Origin of the sequence: Pseudogulbenkiania sp. NH8B, from assembly GCF_000283535.1 — a bacterium.
Lineage (GTDB): Bacteria > Pseudomonadota > Gammaproteobacteria > Burkholderiales > Chromobacteriaceae > Pseudogulbenkiania > Pseudogulbenkiania ferrooxidans.
This window is the reverse complement of the sequence record NC_016002.1, coordinates 1313826-1338210: the sequence shown is the minus strand read 5'-3', so window position 1 is coordinate 1338210 and position 24385 is coordinate 1313826. Positions and strand designations below refer to the sequence as shown.

Here is a 24385-nt window from a genome sequence, read left to right as displayed (position 1 = left end):
TTTATGGAAGCCCTGCTTCTCTCTACGGGTGTCGTCGCCCTCGCCGAAATCGGCGATAAAACCCAGCTTCTCGCCCTCCTGCTCGCGGCCCGCTACCGCAAACCCATACCCATCATCCTGGGCATCTTGATTGCAACACTTTTTAACCATGCTGCAGCCGCCATGCTCGGCCAGTGGATCACCAACCATGTCGGTACGGAGGTAATGCGCTGGATTCTGAGCGCCTCCTTCATCGGCATGGCAGCCTGGATAATGATCCCGGATAAAATCGATGGAGACACCCGTTTTTTTGAACGGATCGGAATTTTCGGCGCCACCTTCATTGCCTTCTTCCTCGCAGAAATGGGCGACAAGACCCAGATTGCCACCGTCGCCCTGGCAGCCCGTTTCGATGCATTGGCCAGTGTGGTGGCGGGTACCACGATAGGGATGTTGCTAGCCAATGTGCCCGCCGTCCTCTTTGGCGATATGGTTGCACGCAAAATTCCAACACGTGCAGTGCATGGTGCGGCAGCCATTCTGTTTGCCGCTCTGGGCATCATAACGCTGCTACTCCCGCTGCAATAACAAGAAAGGGAGGCTTGGCCTCCCTTTTTGGCGGGTTTTAAGATTGCTTCAGCAATTCGTGGCTGACAGCATGTCGTTAGGATCGAAGCCCAACCGCAACGCCCCCCAGTGCCGCCCTTGGACCATAACCGGCAGGGCGATTTCGGATAGCACCTCACCTGTATCGCGCACATAAGTCTGCAGCAGCATCGGCTGCGTATTTCGGGCAGAGCGTAAGCCCGCCTTATCGTTGAACATTCGCTTGTCGCGGCTCGCGACCAAGTCTTTTTCAGGGTCACCCGTCAACGGACGAGAATAGAAGCTATTGTGCGTCGGAGCATAGCCGTTGCTGTCCACCATCACGCAGAAGCGACCACCTTTGGAATCCTGGACAGCACGGTCATAAATGGGCTGCAACAGAGACTCCAGCTTATTATCGTAGCTGGTATGGTATTTGGGTGGGATAACCCCTGGAATGGGGCGATACTGCTGATCGAACAGATTGACCCCGTCACCAGCCAAGCGGCTCAATACCGTCTGCAATTCATCCCGGGTTTGCCGGGCGTTGTTCAGCGCCTTATCAAACACGCCCTCGCCAATGATGAAGCGCGAGACCAGGTCCTGCACCTGCTCGGCGGCACTCGAGAGCACATCAGCCACCCCCTCCGTGTGCAGCAGGCGCTCTGACACGTTCTGACTTAACTCGTGAATCTGTGCCACATGCAGATTCACTTCACGATTGGTTTCTGCAAATGTTTCCATCGTGTCGGCAATGCCGCGCAGGCTACCTGCAGTCTGCTCGAAGTCGCCCATCATCCTGCCGAACTGCTGAGAGGCTTTCGACACTACTTCTCTGGCCAATTGGGTATCGCTGCTGATTTCGTTGGTTTCCGCCTGCGTTTCCGCCACCAGACTGAGCATGCCGTCAATATTCCCGGAAATCTCGTCGGTTGCTGTTTTCACTCTTTCGGCCAACTTGCGCACTTCATCAGCAACCACGGCGAATCCGCGGCCGGATTCGCCGGCACGGGCAGCCTCGATTGCGGCATTGAGCGCCAGCAGATTGGTCTGGTCGGAAATTTCCTTGATAAGCTCAACGATAGTCTTGATGCTGGCCGAGCGCTGGCTCAAATACTCGACAGTCTGATTGAAATGGCCAACCTTGGTGCTAATGTCGTAGATACGATCAGCCACGGACTTCAGCTCATCAAAAGACACCCGGGCAACGTCAAGATTGCTGAGTGTCGTAGAGGAAATAGCCTGGGTCTGCTCGGTGACTTGATTGATGCCCGAGGTAGTCTGGTTGCTGGCGTCGCAGACCTTGGTGGCAAAATCGTCTTGCTGGCGGGCGCTTTCCAGCGATTCGTGGATATTCTTGCGTGTACGGGCAGAATCCATGGCGATCCTGACCGTCATCAGCCTGACGTTGCTGATGATTTCTCTCATCTTGGTCAGAAACCGATTATAGGATATGGAAAGCTCGCGGATTTCGTCGTAGGTGATAGTCGGAATTTCCCGCGACAAATCCCCCTCTCCCGCACCGATTTCGTTGAAGATCGAAATAGTCATTTTCAGGGGACGGACGATCAGATAGCGCAGGTACCAGACCATGAAAGCAATAAAGACCAGGCAGATGCCCCACAAGATCAGGGTCCACAAAATGGCACTGTCGATACGCGCTTCCACCAGCGCCAGAATCTCGGCGGAAACCGTATGGCTCTTGTGAATGGCCCGGATATCCTCAAGGACAGAGTAGATATAGCCCACCATCCCCAACTGAAAGGCACTGATAAAGAAGAAGCTGCACAGCTTCTTGGTCAGGCTGTTCCAGAACGTTTTTTCCGTCCAAGAGTACATACTCCAGAACCACTCCATCTGCTGTCTCCCAAGTAATGTGCCACTGGCCTTTATTTTTTCTTTAAAAGCTGAAGTCGATTCTCACCTGAAATGAGAAAAATGACCAGATGGCCGAGCCGTCATTGTTGATTTCTGTCAAACAGGCTCAGAACCTCCTCAACGTCGCCGCCATGCCAGCCAATGTTCGCGACCAGCAAACACGGGAAGCGTCTTCTCCACCCGACTCATGTCAAGCAGGTCAAACCATGGCAAAAGCCATTGCTGCAATTCCTGCAATGTCGAACCGAAAGGAGGGCCCTTCAGGTTATCCCCCAGGAAGAAAAAGCCGGCAAGAACACCGCCGGGGTGAAGCAGGGTAGCCATTTTCCGTGCATATGCCTCCCTGCTAGCCAGAGGCAAAGCACAAAAAAAGGCTCGCTCGTATATCCAATCGTAATCCTGACGTTCCGGCAGCAAGAAAAAATCGGCTTGCTGGACGCAATCGGCACGGGCACCAAGGCTCGCTCTCGCACGAGCTACGGCCTCCGCACTGAAATCAATCGCATCAACCTCAAAGCCATGCTCAAGCAGCAGCTTGACCTCGTGAGCGCTTCCACACCCCGGAACCAGCACCCTGCAGCCCTCAGGCCTGGCCTCAGCAAATACCTGGAATGCCGAAGGAATATCGGCGGTATCCCACGGGGTGACCCCCGATGCATAACGGACGTCCCAGAAATCGGGTTCGGCACAATTCTGTTTCATCGCGACTTCCTTGTTTTAGCCTTGGAGCTTATTTCCGCTCTTTGCCGGATCTGCCCCGCTGCCAAGCCATTGGGCAGAATCCGCCAGCCAAGCCCTAGCCTCTCCCAGGAGGGCTGCATCAGCCTTACCGGCCAAATGTGCGGCCAAGGCACTGTCAGGCAGATTCATACGCAGCGATCCATCCGACTCAAAACGGAACAGCAGTTTGGTAAATCCTTCGTACCAGGTCATCGCCCACTCCTCGCCATCGACCTCCTGCAGATCCCACCCCTCCCCCAGCAGGCGAGCCCAATCAGCCAGGCGGCGGCGAAGCGGCAATCGCCCCCAGACAGAACGTTTACCATCCGGAGCCAAAGCGCTCCATTGAGCCACCTCCATGAACGTTCTGAAACAACCTCGGCAGACATTATCACCAAGGGCCGTTGAGCAATGGGCAATACAGGGCGAGTCAGCAGATTCAGACATAGTGAACAGCCATAACCTGATAAGAGCGTTGATAGACTAAAGCAGCCAGCCGCGATCGTCTATGCGACTAGCGTAGAAGAAACCGAAAACCGGTCGAAGAAAAAGAGGCGAAGTGACGGCGTCAGAATCGATGAAGCCAATGGACGGCAGGAGAAGCCGTGCAAAGCGCCACCAGGAATTCTATAGGCAATAAAAAACCCGGTAGGCACCGGGTCAGACGTTCTTGATGTTCAACACTTTTTGGTTGGTCGGGGTGAGAGGATTCGAACCTCCGACCCTCTGCACCCCATGCAGATGCGCTACCAGGCTGCGCCACACCCCGACTCAAGAGAGACGCATTATAAATGGATTATTACGACTTGCCAATACCACCGTTCAACCATTCGAGAATCGACTGCAACTCGGCCCGGACAGCCTGGGCAGTCAGCGGCACGGGGCCTGCAGCTTCTTGCCCCAGACGCAGCCTTGCACCGTGAATGGTGAAACCATCGTCGTAGAGCAGACCGCGGATGCGGCGCACCAGCAAAACCTCATGATGCTGGTAGTAGCGACGGTTACCGCGCCGCTTGACTTGGCGCAGCTGGGAAAATTCCTGCTCCCAGTAACGCAGCACATGCGGTTTGACACCGGTCAGTTCACTGACTTCGCCAATCGTAAAATAACGCTTTGGCGGAATCGGCGGCAGTTCTGCCTCAGTTATTGGCATGATGTTGCTCAACCATTCCCTTGAGTTTCTGGCTTGCATGGAAAGTGACCACGCGGCGGGCGGTGATAGGAATTTCCTCGCCGGTCTTCGGGTTACGCCCCGGCCGTTGAGGCTTGTCACGCAGCTGGAAATTGCCGAAGCCGGACAGTTTTACACTGTCACCGGATTCCAGCGCTTGGCGGATCTCTTCGAAGAAAGATTCGACCATGTCCTTGGCTTCACGCTTGTTCAGACCCACCTTGTCAAACAGCAGGTCGGCCAACTCCGCTTTCGTCAAAGTCATGATTACCCCTTAACATACCAAACAAAAATAAAACAAAGCGGCTTCCGCTGCAAGCACGCACGGAAGCACGCCAACACCTCCGACCTGCCCGGTCAGAGGCGCAAGGTCGCCCCATGATTGGCCGACACGGCGTCCAGCAGGCGGCTCACCACCGTCTCGACCTCGGCATCGGTCAGCGTCTTGGTCTGATCCTGCAACACGACACGGAACGCCAGGCTCTTTTTGCCCTCCGGCACGCCTTTGCCGCGGTAAACGTCGAACAGCGCCACTTCCCTGACGATCTCGGTTGCCGCCTGACGGAAACTGGTCAGCATGGCGCCAACTTCTACCTGCTCGTCCACCACCAGCGCCAGGTCCCGGCGTACCGGCTGGAACTTACTGACGGGAGCTGCCTTGACGTGGCGCTGAGCTTCCACGACAGCGTATTCCAGCTCAAAGACCACAGGCGCGGAAGACAGATCGTACTGTTGTACCCATTGCGGATGCAGTTCGCCAATCACCCCGACCAACTGACCGGCCAGGAAGATGTCGGCACAACGACCGGGATGGCAGGCCGGGTGAGTCGCCTTGCGGAACTCGACCGGATGTGGATGAAGCAATGCCTCCACGTCGGCTTTGACGTCGAAGAAATCCACCCGCTCGGTCTTGGCCCCCCACTGCTCAGGGAGACGAGAACCCCAGGCAAGGCCGGCGATCTTTTCCGGCTGATTGAAGCCTTCGGCCGATTTGTGGAAAGTCCGGGCCACTTCGAATACGCGGACGCGCGGCTGCTTGCGGTTGACGTTGCCGACCAGCACATCGACCAAGCCTCCCAAGAGGGTCGAGCGCATTACGCTCATCTGGGCCGCGATCGGGTTGATCAGCTTGACGGGGTCAGGATTGCCCGCGAAGTCGCGCTCCCAGCGCTCGTCGACAAAGGCGTAAGTGACGACTTCCTGGTAATCGCGTGCCGCCAGCTGCTGACGGATCGACTCACGCGGCCGGCGCGTTTCCGGCAGCGGCAGCATCTTCATGCGCGAGCGCGGGGCATCGGACGGTACCTCGTCGTAGCCGTAGACGCGGGCAACCTCCTCGATCAGATCTTCTTCGATTTCGATGTCGAAACGGAACGCAGGGGCCGCGACGGCAAATCCGTCGGCGGTGGTATCGAAGCTCAACCCCAAGCGGGAGAAGATGCCGGCGATGGAGTCGGGGGGCAGATCCAGCCCGAGCACCTTGTTGACGCGCGCACTGCGCACCGTCACGGCCGGACGCTGGGGCAACTGGCCCTGCGACTCCGTCAGTGGCCCGGCTTCACCACCACAGATTTCGACGATCAGCGCGGTGGCACGCTCGATGGCATCACGTTGCTGCAGGAAGTCGACGCCACGTTCGAAACGGTAGGACGAATCGGAACCGAAGCCCAGCTCGCGCGCCTTGCCGGCAATCATTTCCGGAGCGAAAAATGCGCTCTCGAGGAACACATCCTGCGAAGCCGTGGTGACACCACTCCCCAGACCGCCCATGATGCCGGCGATGGCCAGCGGCTTGGCGTCGTCGGCGATCACCAGCAGATTCTCGGTCAGCTCGACTTCCTGCTCGTTCAGGCAAACCAGTTTTTCACCGGCACGAGCCATACGCACGTTGATGGCGCCGTCCAACTTGGCGAGATCGAAGGCGTGCATCGGCTGGCCGAGTTCCAGCAGGATGTAGTTGGTAACGTCGACGATGGCCGAGATCGAGCGCAGACCGGAGCGCTCCAGGCGGCGCTTCATCCAGTCCGGCGTCGGAGCAGCGGCATCGACCCCTTTCACCACACGGCCAATATAACGGCCGCAGCCTTGCGGGGCGTCGATACGTACCGGCACGGTCTGGTCGTGCGCCGGCACTACCGGGGCGATAGCCATCGACTGCAAGGCACTGTCGGTCAGTGCCGCCACTTCACGAGCCAGGCCCTTGATCGACAGGCAATCGGCGCGGTTCGGAGTGATCTTGAGGGTAAACAGGCTGTCGTCCAGCGTCAGGTAGTCGCGAATGCTCGTGCCGACCGGGGCATCGGCCGGCAGCACCAGCAGGCCGTCGGCGTCGTCTGGCACACCCAGTTCCTTGCCGGAACACAGCATGCCACCTGACTCGACACCACGCATCTTGGTCGGTTTGATCTTGAAATCGCCCGGCAGAACAGCGCCCGGCAAGGCACACGGCACTTTCAGGCCGACAGCGACGTTCGGCGCACCACAGACGATCTGGATCAGCTCGCCGGTGCCGGCATCGACTTTGGTCACGCGAAGACGGTCGGCATTCTCGTGCTTGACGACCTCCTTGACTTCGGCGATCACCACGCCGCTGAAGGCCGGCGCAGCTGCGTTGACTTCTTCGACCTCCAGGCCGGCCATGGTCAACAGGTAGGAAAGCTCGTCGGTGCTCAGGGACGGATTGACCCAGCTACGTAGCCATTGTTCGGAAAATTGCATTGTATGTATTCCTCTGCCCGCGATCAGTTGAACTGTTTGAGGAAGTTGAGATCATTCTCGAAGAACAGACGCAGGTCGTTGACCCCGTAGCGCAGCATGGCGAAACGGTCGAGACCAATACCGAAGGCGAAGCCGGTGTATTTCTCCGGATCGATATTGACGTTCTTCAGTACGTTCGGGTGCACCATGCCGCAGCCACCGACTTCGAGCCAGCCGCGCTCGCCCAGCACGTCGATCTCGGCCGACGGCTCGGTGAATGGGAAGAATGAGGGACGGAAGCGCACCTGCAGGTCGTCACGTTCGAAGAAGCGGCGCAGGAAGTCGGTGACGGTGGCCTTGAGGTCGGCGAAGCTGACGTCCTGATCGACCCATAGACCTTCCATCTGGTGGAACATCGGCGAATGGGTGGCATCGGAATCGACACGGTACACACGGCCCGGCGCCACGATCTTGATCGGCGGCTCGTTGTTCAACATGTAACGCACCTGGATCGGCGAGGTGTGGGTACGCAGCACGTTACCGCCTTCAACGTAGAAGGTGTCCTGCATGGCTCGCGCCGGGTGATTTTCCGGGATGTTCAGCGCCTGGAAGTTATGGAAGTCGGTCTCGATTTCCGGACCATCGGCCACCTCGAACCCCAAGCTGCGGAACAGCGTGGCAATGCGCTCCAGGGTCAGCGTCACCGGATGCAGCCCACCGACGGAACTACCACGCCCAGGCAAGGTGACGTCCAGCGATTCGGCCGCCAGCTGGCGCGCCAGCTTGTCTGCGTTGATGAGGTCGCGGCGCTCGTTGTGACGTGCCTCGAAGGCCTGCTTGGCAGCGTTGATCGCCGCGCCGGCAGCCTTGCGCTCGTCGCCAGGCAACTTACCCAATTGCTTGAGCAGTTCAGTCAGCTCGCCACTTTTACCAAGGTAGCGCGCCTTGACCTGCTCCAGTTCCACCAAATCCTGCACCGCGTCCAGCGCGGACAGCCCCGACTCGAGAATCGTGTCGACATTGTTCATGTAGCTCACACCGTATGCGTAAGAAAGCTGGCCAGACCGGATGGTCATCAGGCGGTCTGGTCAGCCATCTCGAAAAGCATGTAAAAAAAAGGGAGGCATCACTGCCTCCCTTTTGATCGTCCAGCGATTAAGCGAGGCTTGCTTTCGCTTTTTCAACGATCTGGGCAAAAGCCGGCTTATCGAACACGGCCAGGTCGGCCAGAACCTTGCGGTCGATTTCGATGGCAGCCTTTTTCAGACCATTCATGAACTTGCTGTAGGACAGGCCGAGTTCACGTGCACCGGCGTTGATACGAGCGATCCACAGCTGGCGGAACTGGCGCTTTTTCTGGCGACGGTCACGGTAAGCGTACTGACCGGCTTTCATCACCGCCTGTTTGGCGATGCGATAGACGTTCTTGCGACGGCCGCGATAGCCTTTCGCCAGAGCAAGGATTTTCTTGTGACGAGCGCGAGCGGTTACACCGCGTTTAACACGAGGCATTGATCAAACTCCTTAAGCGTAGGGCATCATTGCACGAACGGACGCCATGTTGCTCGCGTCCACCATGGTGGTGCCACGCAGCTGGCGTTTGTTCTTGGTGGTTTTCTTGGTCAGAATGTGACGCTTGAACGCCATAGAGCGCTTTACACCACCACCACCCAATACGTTGAGGCGTTTTTTCGCGCTCGACTTGGTCTTCATCTTCGGCATGGAAAACTCCTGCTGAATTTCTTTAGATCCGACGCACGGTGATCTTTCGATGCTTGCAAACCGTAACGTCCCGCTTTTTGTTGCAGCACCGGAGCGCCACAAAATCAACACGGCAGGCGAACCTGCCGTGTCAAACCGCTGATTATACCCGATTATTTCTTTTTTGGGGCAATCATCATTACCATCTGGCGACCTTCCAGGCGCGGAAACTGCTCGACCGTGCCTACTTCTGCCAGATCCGCCTCGACCCGCTTGAGCAGGGCCAGGCCGATATCCTGGTGAGCCATTTCACGACCACGGAAACGCAGCGTTACCTTGGCCTTGTCACCGTCGCTCAGGAAGCGAACCAGATTGCGCAGCTTGACGCCATAGTCACCGTCATCGGTACCCGGACGGAACTTGACCTCTTTGATCTGCACCTGCTTCTGTTTGAGCTTGGCTTCGTGACGCTTCTTGGACTGCTCGTACTTGAACTTGCCATAGTCCATCAGCTTGCAGACAGGCGGCTGAGCGGTCGGAGAAATCTCGACCAGATCGATGTCCAACTCCTCGGCCGCTGCCATTGCCTCACGCAGACTCACGATGCCGAGCTGCTCGCCTTCCTTACCTACCAGACGGATTTCGCGGGCAGTAATTTCGCCGTTGATCCGTGCTTCACGTTCCTGAGCTATAGCCAAATCTCCTATTAATTGTTCATCAAGCCCGACACCGCGTCACTGAGGCATCTCGGCCTTCAGGCGTGCCACGAAGTCGTCCAGCGTCAGCTGGCCCAAATCTTCACCACGAGCACGAACGGCAATCAGACCGTCTGCTTTTTCCTTGTCGCCCACAATAATCTGGTACGGCAGTTTTTGCAGACTGTGTTCGCGGATTTTATAGCTGATCTTTTCATTCCTCAAGTCGAGCTCGACTCGGAAGCCTTGTTTTTTCAGCGTTTGCACCACAACCGAAGCATAATCGGCCTGCGCTTCGGTGATATTCATCACCACCATCTGCACCGGCGCGAGCCACAGCGGGAAGGCGCCGGCATGGTTTTCGATCAGGATACCGAGGAAGCGCTCAAGCGAGCCCAGGATGGCTCGGTGCAGCATCACCGGGCGCTTGCGCGAGTTGTCTTCCGCCACATATTCGGCACCGAGACGCTCCGGCAGCACATAGTCGAGTTGCAGGGTACCACACTGCCAGGACCGGCCAAGCGCATCCTTGATGTGGTATTCGATTTTCGGACCGTAGAACGCACCCTCACCCGGCAGCTCTTCCCATTCGATACCGCACGCACGCAGCGCTTCGCGCAGGCCGTTCTCGGCACGATCCCATGCCTCCAGGGTGCCGGAGTACTTCTCGGGCCGCAGCGACAGCTTGACCGAAACATTGTCAAAACCAAACTGGCGGTAGACACGCATGGTCAGTTCGTTGAAGGCGCGCGCCTCTTCGATGATCTGCTCTTCGGCACAGAAGATGTGGGCATCGTCCTGCACGAAACCGCGCACGCGCATGATGCCGTGCAGCGCGCCGGACGGCTCGTTGCGATGGCAGGCACCGAATTCGGCATAGCGCAACGGCAGATCACGATAGGAGCGCAACCCCTGGTTGAACACCTGTACGTGACCCGGACAGTTCATCGGCTTGACCGCGTAGTCGCGTTTCTCCGACTCGGTGGTGAACATGTTCTCGCGGTAGTTCTCCCAGTGACCGGATTTTTCCCACAGGATGCGGTCCATCACCATCGGCGTACGGATTTCCTGATAGCCGGCCTCGGTCAAGGTGGCGCGCATGTACTGCTCGACCGACTGCCACAGCTGCCAGCCTTTGGGGTGCCAGAACACCATGCCCGGCGCCTCGTCCTGCAGATGGAACAGGTCGAGCTGCTTGCCGAGTTTGCGATGATCACGCTTCTCGGCTTCCTCCAGCATGTAGAGGTACTGTGCTAGGTCTTCCTTCTTGGCCCAGGCTGTGCCATAGACACGCTGCAGCATTTCGTTCTTGCTGTCGCCACGCCAGTAGGCACCCGCCACCTTCATCAGCTTGAACACCTTGAGCTTGCCGGTGGACGGCACGTGCGGGCCGCGGCAGAGGTCGGTGAAACCACCTTCTCGGTACAGAGACAGCACCTCTCCCTGCGGGATCGATTCGATGATCTCGGCCTTGTAGTGCTCGCCAATCGACTTGAAGTAGGCAATAGCCTCGTCACGAGGCAGCTCGTAGCGCTCGACCGGGATGTCTTTTTTGGCCAACTCCCCCATCTTCTTCTCGATGGCGACAAGGTCTTCCGGGGTGAACGGGCGCTTGTAGCTGAAGTCGTAGTAGAAACCGTTTTCGATTTCCGGACCGATCGTCACCTGCGCCTCGGGGAACAGCTCCTTAACGGCATAGGCCAGCAAGTGCGCCGTGGAGTGACGAATGATAGAGAGACCATCGGCATCCTTGTCGGTAATGATGGCCAGATCCGCATCACGGTCGATCACATGGCTGGTATCAACAAGTCGGCCGTCGACACGGCCTGCCAGCGAGGCACGCGCCAGACCGGTACCGATGGAGGCAGCGACCTCGTGCACGGAAACCGGTTTATCGAAGGAACGGACAGAGCCGTCGGGCAGGCGAATATCAGGCATGTGAACTCCAACGCAGTATGGCCGGGCAAGGCGCGATCAAATTCGGAAAACAAAAAAAAAGTGCGGCCAAAGCCGCACTTTTTTGCATGGAACATCCCGCAAGGCGCGACTAGCGCGAATAACGGGTGAAAGTAGTTCGGAAAGCCATTTCCGGGAATGCTCCAATGCTGAATTTTGGTAGGCACGATTGGATTCGAACCAACGACCCCCACCATGTCAAGGTGGTGCTCTAACCAACTGAGCTACGTGCCTGTCGTCGAGGAGTGCATAATACTCACCGCAATCATCCTTGGCAAGCCCCTAACAGCAAAAATTCGTGAGACAGACCGCTTCGGGTATACTAGCGCGCTGATTTTACTACGCAAACCTTATTTACATGCTGAAGTTTACCGTACACAAAACGTCCGGCGGCGCCCGCCGGGGGACGCTGGAACTGAACCACGGCACGGTAGAGACCCCGGTTTTCCAACCGGTGGGGACCTACGGCTCGGTCAAGGCGATGAGCCCGGTCGAACTGGGCGACATCGGCGCACAGATCATCCTGGGCAACACCTTCCATCTGTGGCTGCGCCCCGGGCTCGAGGTCATTGCACAGTTTGGCGGCCTGCACGACTTCATCGGCTGGGACAAGCCCATCCTCACCGACTCCGGCGGTTTCCAGGTGTTCAGCCTGGGGGCGCTGAACAAAATCACCGAGGAAGGCGTGACCTTCCAGAGCCCGGTCAATGGCGACAAGCTGTTCCTGTCCCCGGAAAAGTCGATGGAAATCCAGAAGGTGCTGAACTCGGACATCGTGATGATCTTCGACGAATGCACCCCGGGCCAGGTTGACCACAACACCGCCGCCAAGTCGATGCGCATGAGCCTACGCTGGGCGGAACGTTCCCGCCGCGCTTTCGACGACCTGAAGAACCCGAACGCGCTGTTCGGCATCGTGCAGGGCAACCTTTATACCGATTTGCGCCGCGAATCGCTCGAAGGCTTGATGGAGATCGGTTTCGACGGTTACGCCATCGGGGGCTTGTCCGTCGGCGAGCCCAAGCCCGAAATGTACCGCATGCTGGCAGAAATGAAGGACATGCTGCCCGCCGACAAGCCGCACTACCTGATGGGCGTGGGCACCCCGGAGGACCTGGTGCACGGGGTGGCCAACGGTGTGGACATGTTCGACTGCGTGATGCCGACACGCAATGCGCGCAATGGCTGGCTGTTCACCCAGTGGGGCGACGTGAAGATCAAGAACGCGCGCTACAAGGGTGACAAGAAACCGCTGGACGAGACGTGCGGCTGCTACGCTTGCCGCAACTTCAGCCGCGCCTACCTTCACCACCTGCATCGGGTCGGAGAAATCCTGGGAGCGCGCCTCAACACCATCCATAACCTGTATTACTACCAGCAATTGATGGCGGAAATGCGCCAGGCCATCGAGGAGGACCGCTTCCCGGCGTTCCAGGTCGATTTTGCCCAGCGCCGAGCACGCGGAGCCGATTGAGGCGATGGAACCAGGGCTTCAGACCAGGGTCATACCGGGTTTGCGCTGCCGCCACGGTTGGAAAAGCAACACGGCGTGGCTACAATGGCCCGCTTCGGATACTGATAGACAACAAACATAAGGGAGTTAACACGATGTTCATCACCCCCGCATTCGCTGCCGGCACCGCTCCGGGCGGTTTCGACCTGATGGGCTTCCTGCCGATGGTCGTGATTTTCGCGCTGTTCTGGTTCCTGCTGGTACGCCCGCAGCAGAAGCGCGCCAAGGAACAGCAGAGAATGCTGTCCGAAATTGCCAAGGGCGACGAGGTGGTGACCCAAGGGGGTATCGTGGGCCGCGTAACCAAGGCCGGCGAGCAGTACCTGTCGGTGGAAATCGCCAACGGCGTGGAAGTCCAGATCCAGCGCGGCGCGGTATCGGCCAAACTGGAAAAGGGCACCATCAAGTCCCTGTAATACACCCGGGCCGCCTGAACGGGCGGCCATTTCCCTTCTGCCAGACTCTCGCACATGAACCGCTATCCACTCTGGAAATACTTCATCATCGTGGTAGCGCTGGTCGTCTCGACGATCTATACGCTGCCCAATTTCTTCGGCGAAACCCCTGCCGTCCAGATTTCCAGCTCGCGTCAGTCCATTCCGGTGGACACCGCGCTGATGGGCCGCGTCGAAGCCGCGTTGACCGCCCAGCACATTACCCCGGACGGCTTGTTTCTGGACGGCAATAGCCTGAAGGTCCGTTTCCACGACCCGGACACCCAGATCAAGGGGCGCGACGCCATCCAGCAGGCGCTGGGTGACAACTACATCATCGCGCTCAACCTGCTGGCGGCCTCGCCCGACTGGCTCACCAAGCTCAAGGCCTACCCGATGTTCCTGGGGCTGGACTTGCGTGGCGGCGTTCACTTCCTGCTCGAAGTGGACATGAAGGCAGCCACCGACAAGACCATGGAGCGCTACGCCGGCGATATCCGTCGCGAATTCAAGGACAAGAAGGTCCGCTACGGTACCATCAAGCGCAATGGCAACACGCTGGAAGTGCAGCTGCGCGACGCGGCCACGCTGAAGGCAGCCGAAGACGCCGTGGCCCGCGCCCTGCCCTCGCTGAGCTTTACCAGCGACGACAACAGCTACAAGCTGAGCCTGACGCTGAAGCCGGAGGAGATCACCCGCATCCAGAGCGATGCAGTGAAGCAGAACATCACCACGCTGCACAACCGTGTCAACGAACTGGGTGTCGCCGAGCCGATCATCCAGCAATCCGGCGCCAACCGCATCGTGGTGCAGCTGCCGGGCGTGCAGGACACCGCCAAGGCCAAGGACATTCTGGGTCGTACCGCCACGCTGGAAGTGCGCATGGTGTCCGACGATCAGAGCATGGTGGCCGAGGCACTGGCCGGCAACGTACCGGGTGGCTACGAACTGCTGGACGAGCTGACTCCACGCGGCCCGCAGAAGATACTGGTAAGCAAAGAGGTCGAGCTGACCGGCGACAACATCAACGACGCCCAGCCGGGCTTCGACGAGAACGGCACGCCGGCGGTGCACATCAATCTCGACTCCACCGGGGCCTCGATCTTCCGCCAGGTGACGGCTGAGAACATCGGCAAGCGCATGGCGATGGTGCTGGTGGAAAAAGGCCGCGCCGAAGTGGTGACCGCGCCGGTGATCCGCAGCGAGATCGGCGGCGGCCGGGTGCAGATTTCCGGCAGCATGAACGCCGCCGAAGCCAACGATACCGCGCTGCTGCTGCGCGCCGGCTCGCTGGCCGCCCCAATGAACATCATCGAGGAGCGCACCGTCGGCCCGAGCCTGGGCAAGGAGAACATCGAGAAGGGCTTCCACTCCACGCTGTGGGGTTTTGCCGTCATCGCCGTGTTCATGCTGATCTACTACCGCGTGTTCGGCCTGATCTCGGCGCTGTCGCTGGGGGTGAACCTGTTCATGCTGGTGGCGGTGCTGTCGATGCTGCAGGCGACGCTGACCCTGCCCGGCATCGCAGCCATCGCACTGACGCTGGGCATGGCGATCGACGCCAACGTGCTGATCAACGAGCGCATCCGCGAGGAGCTGCGTAACGGCGTGCCGCCGCACTCCGCGATCCAGGCCGGTTACCAGCATGCCTGGGCCACGATTCTCGACTCCAACATCACCACGCTGATCGCCGGCCTCGCGCTCTTGATCTTCGGTTCGGGCCCGGTGCGCGGCTTTGCCGTGGTGCATTGCCTGGGGATTATGACCTCGATGTTCTCGGCGGTCCTGGTGTCGCGCGGCTTCGTCAACCTGTGGTACGGCCGCAAGCGGCGCCTGGCCACGGTGTCGATCGGCCAGGTCTGGAAACCTGAATCGTAAAAACCCACGATCTCTTGCGAACGATCCCCAGCGGGGCGAAGCAGGCGGCAAATCAAATGGACATGTTGTCCATTTGATTTTCAAACCGAAGCCGAACCACCGCTCGGGGATGGCGCAGCAGATCGTGAACCGGTTCCAGGCGGGCGGCCAAGCCGCTCGCCCTTACCTCTAGAGGACGCAATGGAGCTTTTCCGCATCAAACGGGACATCCCGTTCATGAGCTACGGCAGGCTCACCACGACCATCTCGCTGGTGACCTTCGTGCTGGCCGTATTCTTTCTGTTCGCCAAGGGCCTGAACTTCAGCGTGGAATTCACCGGCGGCACGGTGATGGAAGTGCAGTACCGGCAGGCGGCCAACCTGAACGACATCCGCGACCGCGTCGACGCCCTCAAGTTCGGCGAGGCCACGGTGCAGAGCCTGGGCACGTCGCGCGACGTGTTGATCCGTCTGCCTAGCCGCCAGGGCGTAAGCTCGGCGCAGCTGTCCGAGCGTGTGATGGGCACCCTCAAGGCGGCCGACCAGGCGGTGGAACTGCGCAAGGTCGAGTTCGTCGGCCCAAGCGTGGGCGAGGAGCTGGTCACCCATGGCCTGACCGCGGTGATCATCGTGTGCCTGGGCATCATGCTGTACCTGGCGCTGCGCTTCGAATGGCGCTTTGCCGTGGCGGCCATCATCGCCAACATGCACGACGTGGTGATCATCCTGGGTTGCTTCGCCTTCTTCCAGTGGGAGTTCAGCCTCACCGTGCTGGCCGGCGTACTGGCGGTTCTGGGTTACTCGGTGAACGAGTCGGTGGTGGTGTTCGACCGTATCCGGGAGAACTTCCGCAAGGCGGCGATGCGCAACAAGAACGTGTCCGAGATCATCGACAACGCCATTACCGCGACGATGAGCCGCACCTTGATCACGCACGGTTGTACCGAGGCGATGGTGCTGTCGATGTTGGTCTTCGGCGGCCCGGCGCTGCACGGTTTCGCCATCGCGCTGACCATCGGCATCGTGTTCGGCATCTATTCCTCGGTGCTGGTGGCGAGCCCGATCGCCTTGTGGCTGGGCGTGGCGCGCGAGCACATGATCAAGCCGCAGAAACCCAAGGACGAAGCGGTAGTCTGATCACTGCACTGGCCGGCCCGTCCGGCCAGTTTCTTTTGCGATACCCGATCACCACCGGCGAGTAGCTCGCCCTCCCCTCTTGCTCGCCGTCTCAACGGCTTCGGCCAACCTCCTGTACAATGAACGCCATGGAAGCCCTTCAATTTCTGCTCGATTTCGTGCTGCACATCGACCGCCACCTGGCGGTGCTGGTGGCGCAGTACGGCCCGTGGATCTACCTGATCCTGTTCCTGATCGTGTTCTGCGAGACCGGCCTGGTGGTGACGCCGGTACTGCCTGGGGATTCGCTGCTGTTCGTCGCCGGCACCCTGGCGGCCACCGGCGGCATGAACGCGCACGCGCTGGTGGTGACGCTGATCGCGGCGGCGGTGCTGGGCGACAGTGTCAACTACACCATCGGTCGCCGTCTGGGACTGTCGCTGATGGCGCGCTTTCCGCGCCTGCTCAAGCAGCAATACCTCGACAAGACCCATGCTTTCTATGAGCGCCACGGCGGCAAGACCATCATCCTAGCCCGCTTCGTGCCGATCGTGCGCACCTTCGCGCCGTTCGTGGCCGGGGCCGGCGCGATGAGCTATCGCCGCTTCTTCGCCTACAACATCATCGGCGGCGTGCTGTGGGTGGCCAGCTTCACCTACGCCGGCTACCTGTTCGGCAACCTGCCGGTGGTGAAAAGCAACCTGGAATACCTGATCTTCGGCATCATCTTCGTCTCGCTGCTGCCGGGCCTCGTCGAAATCTGGCGCCACAAGCGCCTGGCACGCAAGACCGCATGAAGCGCATCCATGCCCTGCCCGACCACCTGGTCAATCAGATCGCCGCCGGCGAGGTGGTGGAACGTCCCGCCTCGGCGCTGAAGGAAATGCTGGAAAACAGCCTGGACGCTGGCGCCGACAGGATCACCGTCGATCTCGCCCAAGGCGGCATCAAGCTGATCCGCGTCACCGACAACGGCAGCGGCATCGTGCCGGATGACCTGCCGCTGGCGCTCGACCGCCACGCCACCAGCAAGATCGCCTCGCTCGCCGACCTGGAAAGCGTCGCCACGCTGGGCTTTCGTGGCGAGGGCTTGGCCAGTATCGCCTCGGTATCGCGGCTGACGCTGATCAGCCGTCCGCACGACGAGGCGCACGCGCACCAGATCATCGCCATCGACGGTGCGCTGCACCCGGTGGAACCGGCGGCGCACGCGCCGGGCACCAGTGTCGAGGTGGTCGATCTCTATTTCAACACCCCGGCGCGGCGCAAGTTCCTCAAGGGCGAGAACACCGAGTACGCCCACTGCGCGGCGACCTTCGAGCGCATCGCGCTGGCCCATCCGCAGGTGGAGTTTCTGCTGCGTCACAACGGCAAGGCGGTGTGGCGCCTGCCGGCTCAGTCCCTGGCCGAGCGCGTCGGTGCGCTGCTGGGCAAGGATTTCGTCGAGGCCGCGCTGCCGCTGGAAACTAACGCCGGAGGCTTGCAACTGGCGGGCTTCGTGGCCAGCCCGACCTACTCCAAGGCCAGTCGCGACGCCCAGTACTTCTACGTCAACGGCCGCTTCGTGCGCGACAAGACCGCGCAGCACGCCCTGCGCCAGGCCTACCGCGACGTGCTGCACCACGACCGCCATCCGGCCTACGCGTTGTTCCTGACCATCGACCCCGCCGGGGTGGACGTCAACGTGCATCCGACCAAGATCGAGGTGCGCTTCCGCGAATCGCAGGCCATCCACCAGTTTCTGTTCCACAGCGTCAACAAGGCCCTGGCGGCCACCACGGCCGGGGCGGCCCCCGCCGTGGCCCTGGCAGAAGGGGTCGCCACCCCGTCTTCGGCCAACCTTTCCGGCGCCAGCCCGGCACCGGTCGGGCTGTTCGCCACCAGCCAAACCGGCAATGGCCGCACCCCGGTGCAGAGCTACCGCTACGAGCAGCAGAGCATTCCGCTCGGCGTGGCGCGCGAGGCGATCGGGGTGTACGACGCGCTGTTCTCCGGGCTGCGCGAGGAAGAACGCCAGGCCGACACCCGCCCGGCAGGACCGCTGCCGTCGCCGCTGCCTGCCGCCACGCTGGCCACCCTGCCCGACAGCGACGACGGCATCCCTCCGCTCGGCTTCGCCCTGGCGCAACTGCACGGGGTCTACATCCTGAGCCAGTGCCAGGAAGGCCTGATCGTGGTCGACATGCACGCCGCGCACGAGCGCATCGTCTACGAACGGCTGAAGAACGCGCTGGAAGCCGACAGCATCCCGATGCAGCCTTTGCTGCTGCCGGTGTCGTTCGCCGCCGACCGCATGGAGGCGGCCACGGTGCACGAGCACGGCGAGGAGATGAAGCGGCTCGGCGTCGAGCTCGCCCCGCTCTCCCCCACCCAGATCGCCGTGCGCGGCGTGCCGGTGTGGCTGAAGGACGGCAATCCGGTCGAGCTGGCGCGCGCGGTACTGAAGGACGTGCGCGAATTCGGCCTAACGCGGGTGCTCACCGAGCGCCGCAACGAGCTCCTGGCCACCATGGCCTGCCACGGCGCGGTGCGCGCCAACCGCCAGCTGACGCTGGCCGAGATGAACGCACTGCTGCGCGACATGGAAGCCACCGAACGCTCCGGCCAGTGCAACCACGGCCGCCCGACCTGGAGCCGGCTGACCATGAAGGACCTCGACAACCTGTTCATGCGCGGGCGCTGACGGCGGCCCGCTCGGCCAAGGTTGGCCGAAGCCCGCGGCGGTGCGACAATGCCGCCTTTACCCCTGCCCGCCACGCCATGTCACAGCACACCTTCTTCTGGCACGACTACGAGACCTTCGGCACCGTGCCGCGCCAGGATCGTCCGGCGCAGTTCGCCGGCATCCGCACCGATGCCGAGCTGAACGAGATCGGCGAACCGGTCATGCTGTATTGCCGGCCCAGCCCGGATTACCTGCCCTCCCCCGAAGCCTGTCTGCTCACCGGCATCACCCCGCAGCTGTGTCAGCAGCACGGCGTGGCCGAGCACGAATTCGCCGGCGTGATCGAGCGCGAGCTGGCCACGACGGGCACCATCGGCGTCGGCTACAACTCGCTGCGCTTCGACGACGAAGTCACCCGCTTCCTGTTCTGGCGCAATCTGATCGACCCCTACGCGCGCGAGTGGCAGAACCAGTGCGGACGCTGGGACCTGCTCGACCTGGTTCGCGCCACCTACGCGCTGCGCCCCGAAGGCATCGAGTGGCCCAAGCACGATACCGGCCTGCCGAGCTTCAAGCTCGAGCACCTGTCCGCCGCCAACGGCCTGGCCCACGAGGCCGCGCACGATGCGCTGTCAGACGTGCGCGCCACCATCGCGCTGGCACGGCTGATCCGCCAGCGCCAGCCCAAGCTGTTCGAGTTCTACCTCGGCCTGCGCAAGAAGGATGCCGTACGCCACCAACTCAGCCTGCATGCCCCGCGCCCGCTGCTGCACGTCTCTGGCATGTACGGGGCCGAGCGCGGCAACCTGGCGGTGGTCTGGCCACTGGCAGAGCACCCGAGCAACAAGAATGAAGTGATCGTCTGGGACCTGGCTTACGACCCCGCCGAATTGCGCGGACTCGGCCCCGACACGATCCGCCAGCGCCTGTTCAGCCGCAGCGACGAGCTGCCCGAAGGTGTCAGCCGATTACCGATCAAGACCATCCACATCAACAAATCGCCATTCGTCGTGAGCAACCTGCGCGTTCTGAGTGATGAACGTGCCGATCACTGGGGCATCGATCTCGACGCCATTAATCGCCACGCCGAGACCGCGCAAGCCCTGCCGAACCTGACCTCGGTCTGGCGCAAGGTCTACCAGCGCGAGACCGGCGCACCGGCCGACGTGGATGAAAACCTCTACGGCGGCTTCGTTTCCAACAATGACCGCCGCGAACTCACCCGGCTGCGCACCCTGTCGGCGGTGCAACTCGCCGGCGAACGCCCGGCCTTCGACGATGCACAACTCTCCGAGCAACTGTTCCGTTACCGTGCCCGCAACTTTCCTGCCTCGCTGTCGGCCGCCGAGCGGGAGCGCTGGCAGAACTGGTGCCGCAGCAAGCTGATCGATGGCGCCATCCCCGGCCGCCACCGCGCCCAGTGCCTGGAGGAGATTGCCACGCTGGAAGCGACGGCTGACGCGCGTGGCCAGACGCTGCTGGCGGCGATCCGCCAGTTTGTCGACGAAACCGCCCCAGTCTGAGAACGGCCCCCATTAGGCGGCTACGCCTTTGCATCTTGAGTACCGCGGCGCACTGCGTGCGCATTTATCGCAGAGCAAATCGCTCAGCGATACGGAATCCTCATGTACCCCGAGTGCACTCCGGTTCCTGTTCTCTGGCGGTGCTCAACCTGCCTTGGCTCGCTCGCCGATGGAGATAAGTTCTCATCGCCATGTGGCCAAGCTTGCCCCCGCTGCAAAGGTTGGCCGAAGCCTCGCCCGGTGCGACAATATCGCCTTGTCGCACTCATCGCCGCACCCCATGACCACCCCCACCAAAGCCATCCTGCTGATGGGCCCCACCGCCTCCGGCAAAACCGGATTGGCACTCGAACTGGCCCGCCACTTTCCGGTGGAAATCATCAGCGTCGACTCCGCGCTGGTCTACCGTGACATGGATATCGGTACCGCCAAGCCCAGCCGTGACGAGATGGCGCAGGTGCCCCATCACCTGATTGACATCATCAGCCCGCTGGAAGCGTATTCCGCAGCGCAGTTTCACGCCGATGCCAACCGCCTGATCGACGATATCGCTGCACGCGGCAAGGTGCCGCTCTTGGTCGGCGGCACGATGCTCTACTTCAAGGCGCTGATCGACGGCCTCTCCGACATGCCGCCCGCCGACGTCGCCACCCGCGCCCAACTCGACCTCGAGGCCGCCAAATACGGCTGGCCCGCGCTGCACGCCCAACTTGCCGAAGCCGACCCGATCACCGCCGCGCGCCTCGAACCGATGGACTCGCAGCGCATCCAGCGCGCGCTGGAAGTCTTCCGGCTTACCGGCAAACCGCTCTCGGCGTGGCACGCAGAAGGGCGCAGCCAGGCCGCCCGCTTCCAGATGCTCAAACTGGCGCTGATCCCGCATGACCGCGCCTGGCTACACGAGCGAATCGCCTTGCGCTTCCGGCTGATGCTGGAACAGTTCTTCCTCGACGAAGTCGTGCGCCTGCGTCAACGCTATCCCGAGCTCACGCCCGACCTGCCCTCGATGCGCTGCGTCGGCTACCGTCAGGCCTGGGAACACCTCGACGGCCAAGCCAGCTACGCCGATTTCCTCGACAAAGGCATCGCCGCCACCCGGCAACTGGCCAAGCGCCAGCTGACCTGGCTGCGCTCGATGCCCGACGTCACCGTTCTCGAGCCCGCCAGCCCGACTGTCACCACCACGGCACTGAACGTTTGTCGCGATTTCCTGTCGTCGTCGACGCCACACGCCACTTAAAATCAAACAGAACAACGGCACATCAGCGCCTTAAACCGTACTCTTTCGACTATCATGATAAAGATTGGACGAGTCCGGAAAAATTATGAGAAAAGCTTGGGCGGGATTCACCCTGATTGAACTCTTGATTGCCATCGTCGTAGTGGCCATCCTGATGTCGCTCGCCGTCCCGGCTTATCAGGATTACGTGCGACGCGGCCGCATCAACGCGGCACTGGCCCAGCTGTCGCAAACCCGGGTGAGCCTGGAGCAGTACTACGCCGACAACCGCAGCTACGCCGCCTCCGGCACCACCTGCGGCGCCACTCCTTCTACCGTCGACTATTTCACCCTCGCCTGTACCGCCAGCGGCAGCACCGGCTATACCCTCGGCGCCACCGGCACCACCGCCATGGCCGGGTATACCTACAGCCTGAATCAAAGCAACAGCAAGAGCACCACCCAGTACAAGGGCAGCACGGTTAGCAAGTCCTGCTGGCTGATCAAGGGGGACGAATGTTGAAGCGGATGCGCCAGCGCGGGTTCACCCTGATCGAAATGCTGATCTCGATCGTGCTGATGGCCGTCGTACTGGCTTTTGCCGTGCCCAGTTTTTCGACCTGGCTGATGAATCACCAGATCCGCAACGCGGCCGATACCGCCATGGCCAGCCTGCAACTGGCGCGCGCCGAAGCCATCCGCACCAACACGGCCGTGCAGCTGAGCTTTGACTCCACCACCAAGAAAATCTGGCAGATCAAGCGCGTCGACACCGGTGCCGTGCTGCAGCAAAAGAATTTTGCCGAGGACGCCCCGAAGGTAACGATCACCCCGACGCCCTCCACCGTCACCACCGTCACCTTCAATGGGCTCGGCCGCATCAGCGACGCCACACCGCTGACGCAACTGAACTTCGACGTCACCACCATCGCCGCGGCCGACAGCAAGGACATGCGCATCACCCTGCAGACGGGGGGCGCGCTGAAGCTGTGCGACCCCAACGTCACCAGCTCGACTGACCCGAGGAAGTGCTGACCATGGCCCGCCCGAGCATCTCACGGCAAAACCAGCAAGGCTCGACCCTGATCGAAGCCCTGATCGCCATGGCCATTTTCGCTATCAGCATCCTCGCCCTGATCGCCCTGCAAGGCTTCACCATCCGCGCCAACAGCGAGAACCAGTACCGCGGGCAGGCCACCTACCTCGCCAACAGCCTGATCGGGCAGATGTGGGCGGCCCGTGCCAGCGCCAGCTTTGCCACCAACTTCGCCTTCAACAGCGGCCATACCTGTGATGGCAGCAGCACCAGTTCCAGCCAGGCCGAGGTCAGCAACTGGCTGAGTTCGATCAGCTCGACCCTGCCCAATGCCACTGCGGCTCGCCAATCCGTCACCATCGCCTCGACCCTTAGCGGTTCCGCCAACCAGGTCACCGTCACGATCTGCTGGCAAAACACGTCCGACAGCGATGTGCGCCACTTCACCACCACCACGCTGATCCCCACCTCCTGAGGCGATCACCATGAATCAGCCGCATTTACGCTCCCCGCGCCGCCAGTCCGGCATCAGCCTGATCGAAATCATGATCGGGCTGACCATCGCGCTGATCACCACGCTGATGCTGTCGCAGATCATGGGGCTGTGGTGGAACCAGCGCAAAACCACGGACTCGGCCTCGGAGGGCCAGAACCAAGGTCTGACCTCGATGGTTTTGATGGAACAGGCAATCCGCAGCGCGGGCTACGGCACCCAGATCGGGGCCCTGATCAATTGCACCCATCGCTACGCTTATGTCGGCACCAACGGGGCCAGTGGCAGTGAAGACCCCAATTTCGCCGGCGCCGGTTTCGGCGTCTCGATCGCCCCCCTGATCATCGTCGACGGCGGCACCAATGGTGAAGCGGACCAGGTCGAAATCAGGGGAGGTAAAGGCAACCTCAGCTTTGGCCTGGCCACCCTCAGTAAAACCATGCCGCCTAGTTCGTCGGAACTCGACGTCAGCTCCGTGTCCGGTTTCGAAGTCAACACCTTCTCCGTTTTGTACGATCCCAGCACCGGCAATTGCACCCGCTTCGACCTGACCCAGAAACAGAATTCCGCACTAAAGCTGCAACAGAACCCGGGTAACAACGACAACGGCACCACCTACAACCCGGCCACGAACTATGAAAACTCCAACGGCTACCCTACCTACTCTGCCGGCAACTACATCATCAAGCTAGGCTCCGACGTCATTACCAGCACTTACTCGGTAGATGAAACCAATCGCCAATTGAAGCTGGCCGATGCCTCGATGCGAACCTCCACCGTCAACTACACGCTGGGCGAGAACATCGTCAATATGCAGGCACAGTATGGGATCAAGAGCGGCAGCAGCTACACTTGGACCGATGCCACCGGCTCCTATGCCAAGTCAGCCCTCACCGCCGATAGCGCCAGCCTGACCAAGATACTGACCCTGCAGGCGGTGAAGCTGGCCGTGGTATCCCGCGCCCCGAAACGCGAAAGCGGCATCGTCACCACTGCCTGTTCCGGTTTTTCCAACGGCATCTGCATCTGGAGCGGTACCAAGGTACGTCTGGACGGTGGCGCGGGCGGCACCGAATGGCAGCATTACAAATACCGCATCTACGAAAGCGTCATCCCGCTGAGGAACACGATATGGTCCGCCGGCTAG

General features: G+C 60.8%; 24 protein-coding genes, 2 tRNA genes and 1 pseudogene. 13 read left to right on the top strand and 14 right to left on the bottom strand.

Annotated elements, in window-relative coordinates; all coding sequences use genetic code 11:
• The first annotated feature begins 3 nt into the window (after nt 1–3).
• The gene (locus NH8B_RS06365; protein ID WP_014086540.1) at nt 4–567 is read left to right on the top strand and encodes a TMEM165/GDT1 family protein; all 564 of its coding nucleotides are present in this window, start codon (nt 4–6) and stop codon (nt 565–567) included.
• A gap of 48 nt (nt 568–615) precedes the next feature.
• Here the strand turns inward: NH8B_RS06365 and NH8B_RS06360 are convergent, their stop codons facing one another.
• The 14 genes and pseudogenes from NH8B_RS06360 to NH8B_RS06300 form a co-directional block, all read right to left on the bottom strand.
• Nucleotides 616–2421 carry a methyl-accepting chemotaxis protein gene (locus NH8B_RS06360; RefSeq protein ID WP_014086539.1) on the bottom strand — a complete coding sequence of 602 codons (1806 nt, stop codon included), beginning with the start codon at nt 2419–2421 and terminating at the stop codon, nt 616–618.
• A 138-nt stretch (nt 2422–2559) separates the two neighbouring features.
• Nucleotides 2560–3144 (bottom strand): methyltransferase, encoded by a 585-nt coding sequence (locus NH8B_RS06355; protein WP_014086538.1) that lies wholly within the window; start codon nt 3142–3144, stop codon nt 2560–2562.
• 15 nt (nt 3145–3159) lie between these two features.
• Nucleotides 3160–3375, bottom strand: a complete 216-nt coding sequence (locus tag NH8B_RS21195) for a hypothetical protein (protein WP_232503540.1) — start codon at nt 3373–3375, stop codon at nt 3160–3162.
• A gap of 84 nt (nt 3376–3459) precedes the next feature.
• Nucleotides 3460–3609 (bottom strand): annotated as a pseudogene (locus NH8B_RS21370) (DUF1289 domain-containing protein); the annotation flags it as partial.
• A 245-nt stretch (nt 3610–3854) separates the two neighbouring features.
• Nucleotides 3855–3931: transfer RNA gene (locus tag NH8B_RS06345), tRNA-Pro, on the bottom strand.
• 30 nt (nt 3932–3961) lie between these two features.
• The gene (locus NH8B_RS06340; RefSeq protein WP_008955130.1) at nt 3962–4315 is read right to left on the bottom strand and encodes a MerR family transcriptional regulator; all 354 of its coding nucleotides are present in this window, start codon (nt 4313–4315) and stop codon (nt 3962–3964) included.
• Nucleotides 4302–4598: an integration host factor subunit alpha gene (locus NH8B_RS06335; protein ID WP_008955131.1), complete on the bottom strand. Its 297-nt coding sequence runs from the start codon at nt 4596–4598 to the stop codon at nt 4302–4304. The genes NH8B_RS06340 and NH8B_RS06335 overlap by 14 nt, the downstream gene beginning before the upstream one ends.
• 92 nt (nt 4599–4690) lie before the next feature.
• Nucleotides 4691–7051, bottom strand: a complete 2361-nt coding sequence (pheT, locus tag NH8B_RS06330) for a phenylalanine--tRNA ligase subunit beta (RefSeq protein WP_014086536.1) — start codon at nt 7049–7051, stop codon at nt 4691–4693.
• Nucleotides 7052–7074: 23 nt separating this feature from the next.
• Nucleotides 7075–8058 (bottom strand): phenylalanine--tRNA ligase subunit alpha, encoded by a 984-nt coding sequence (gene pheS, locus NH8B_RS06325; protein WP_041702863.1) that lies wholly within the window; start codon nt 8056–8058, stop codon nt 7075–7077.
• Nucleotides 8059–8185: 127 nt separating this feature from the next.
• Nucleotides 8186–8542: a 50S ribosomal protein L20 gene (gene rplT / locus NH8B_RS06320; protein WP_008955134.1), complete on the bottom strand. Its 357-nt coding sequence runs from the start codon at nt 8540–8542 to the stop codon at nt 8186–8188.
• Between the two features lie 12 nt (nt 8543–8554).
• Nucleotides 8555–8752, bottom strand: coding sequence for a 50S ribosomal protein L35 (gene rpmI, locus NH8B_RS06315; RefSeq protein WP_008955135.1), 198 nt, complete (start codon nt 8750–8752; stop codon nt 8555–8557).
• A 152-nt stretch (nt 8753–8904) separates the two neighbouring features.
• The gene (infC, locus tag NH8B_RS06310; RefSeq protein WP_008955136.1) at nt 8905–9429 is read right to left on the bottom strand and encodes a translation initiation factor IF-3; all 525 of its coding nucleotides are present in this window, start codon (nt 9427–9429) and stop codon (nt 8905–8907) included.
• Nucleotides 9430–9465: 36 nt separating this feature from the next.
• Nucleotides 9466–11364 carry a threonine--tRNA ligase gene (thrS, locus tag NH8B_RS06305; protein WP_014086534.1) on the bottom strand — a complete coding sequence of 633 codons (1899 nt, stop codon included), beginning with the start codon at nt 11362–11364 and terminating at the stop codon, nt 9466–9468.
• Nucleotides 11365–11539: 175 nt separating this feature from the next.
• Nucleotides 11540–11616 (bottom strand) — tRNA-Val (locus tag NH8B_RS06300).
• Between the two features lie 124 nt (nt 11617–11740).
• On the opposite strand from NH8B_RS06300, the gene tgt reads away from it, so the two are divergent.
• The 12 genes from tgt to NH8B_RS06240 all read left to right on the top strand — a co-directional run bounded on the left by tgt (nt 11741) and on the right by NH8B_RS06240 (nt 24385).
• A complete protein-coding gene (gene tgt, locus NH8B_RS06295; protein ID WP_014086533.1) occupies nt 11741–12856 on the top strand; it encodes a tRNA guanosine(34) transglycosylase Tgt in 1116 nt (371 codons plus the stop codon).
• Nucleotides 12857–12990: 134 nt separating this feature from the next.
• Entirely contained in the window at nt 12991–13311 is a 321-nt protein-coding gene (yajC, locus tag NH8B_RS06290; RefSeq protein WP_008955139.1) for a preprotein translocase subunit YajC, read from the top strand.
• Nucleotides 13312–13365: 54 nt separating this feature from the next.
• Entirely contained in the window at nt 13366–15207 is a 1842-nt protein-coding gene (gene secD / locus NH8B_RS06285; protein WP_014086532.1) for a protein translocase subunit SecD, read from the top strand.
• A gap of 180 nt (nt 15208–15387) precedes the next feature.
• A complete protein-coding gene (gene secF, locus NH8B_RS06280; protein WP_014086531.1) occupies nt 15388–16323 on the top strand; it encodes a protein translocase subunit SecF in 936 nt (311 codons plus the stop codon).
• A 119-nt stretch (nt 16324–16442) separates the two neighbouring features.
• Nucleotides 16443–17099 (top strand): DedA family protein, encoded by a 657-nt coding sequence (locus tag NH8B_RS06275; RefSeq protein ID WP_014086530.1) that lies wholly within the window; start codon nt 16443–16445, stop codon nt 17097–17099.
• Nucleotides 17096–18985, top strand: a complete 1890-nt coding sequence (gene mutL / locus NH8B_RS06270) for a DNA mismatch repair endonuclease MutL (RefSeq protein ID WP_014086529.1) — start codon at nt 17096–17098, stop codon at nt 18983–18985. The genes NH8B_RS06275 and mutL overlap by 4 nt, the downstream gene beginning before the upstream one ends.
• Before the next feature lie 77 nt (nt 18986–19062).
• Nucleotides 19063–20490: an exodeoxyribonuclease I gene (gene sbcB, locus NH8B_RS06265; protein ID WP_014086528.1), complete on the top strand. Its 1428-nt coding sequence runs from the start codon at nt 19063–19065 to the stop codon at nt 20488–20490.
• Nucleotides 20491–20770: 280 nt separating this feature from the next.
• Nucleotides 20771–21730, top strand: coding sequence for a tRNA (adenosine(37)-N6)-dimethylallyltransferase MiaA (gene miaA, locus NH8B_RS06260; protein ID WP_014086527.1), 960 nt, complete (start codon nt 20771–20773; stop codon nt 21728–21730).
• 85 nt (nt 21731–21815) lie between these two features.
• Complete coding sequence (locus tag NH8B_RS06255; protein ID WP_014086526.1) at nt 21816–22232, top strand: type IV pilin protein; 417 nt, start codon at nt 21816–21818, stop codon at nt 22230–22232.
• Nucleotides 22226–22744 (top strand): GspH/FimT family pseudopilin, encoded by a 519-nt coding sequence (locus NH8B_RS06250; protein ID WP_014086525.1) that lies wholly within the window; start codon nt 22226–22228, stop codon nt 22742–22744. The genes NH8B_RS06255 and NH8B_RS06250 overlap by 7 nt, the downstream gene beginning before the upstream one ends.
• 2 nt (nt 22745–22746) lie before the next feature.
• Nucleotides 22747–23220 carry a type IV pilus modification protein PilV gene (gene pilV, locus NH8B_RS06245; protein WP_014086524.1) on the top strand — a complete coding sequence of 158 codons (474 nt, stop codon included), beginning with the start codon at nt 22747–22749 and terminating at the stop codon, nt 23218–23220.
• A 10-nt stretch (nt 23221–23230) separates the two neighbouring features.
• Nucleotides 23231–24385 (top strand): PilW family protein, encoded by a 1155-nt coding sequence (locus NH8B_RS06240; RefSeq protein WP_014086523.1) that lies wholly within the window; start codon nt 23231–23233, stop codon nt 24383–24385.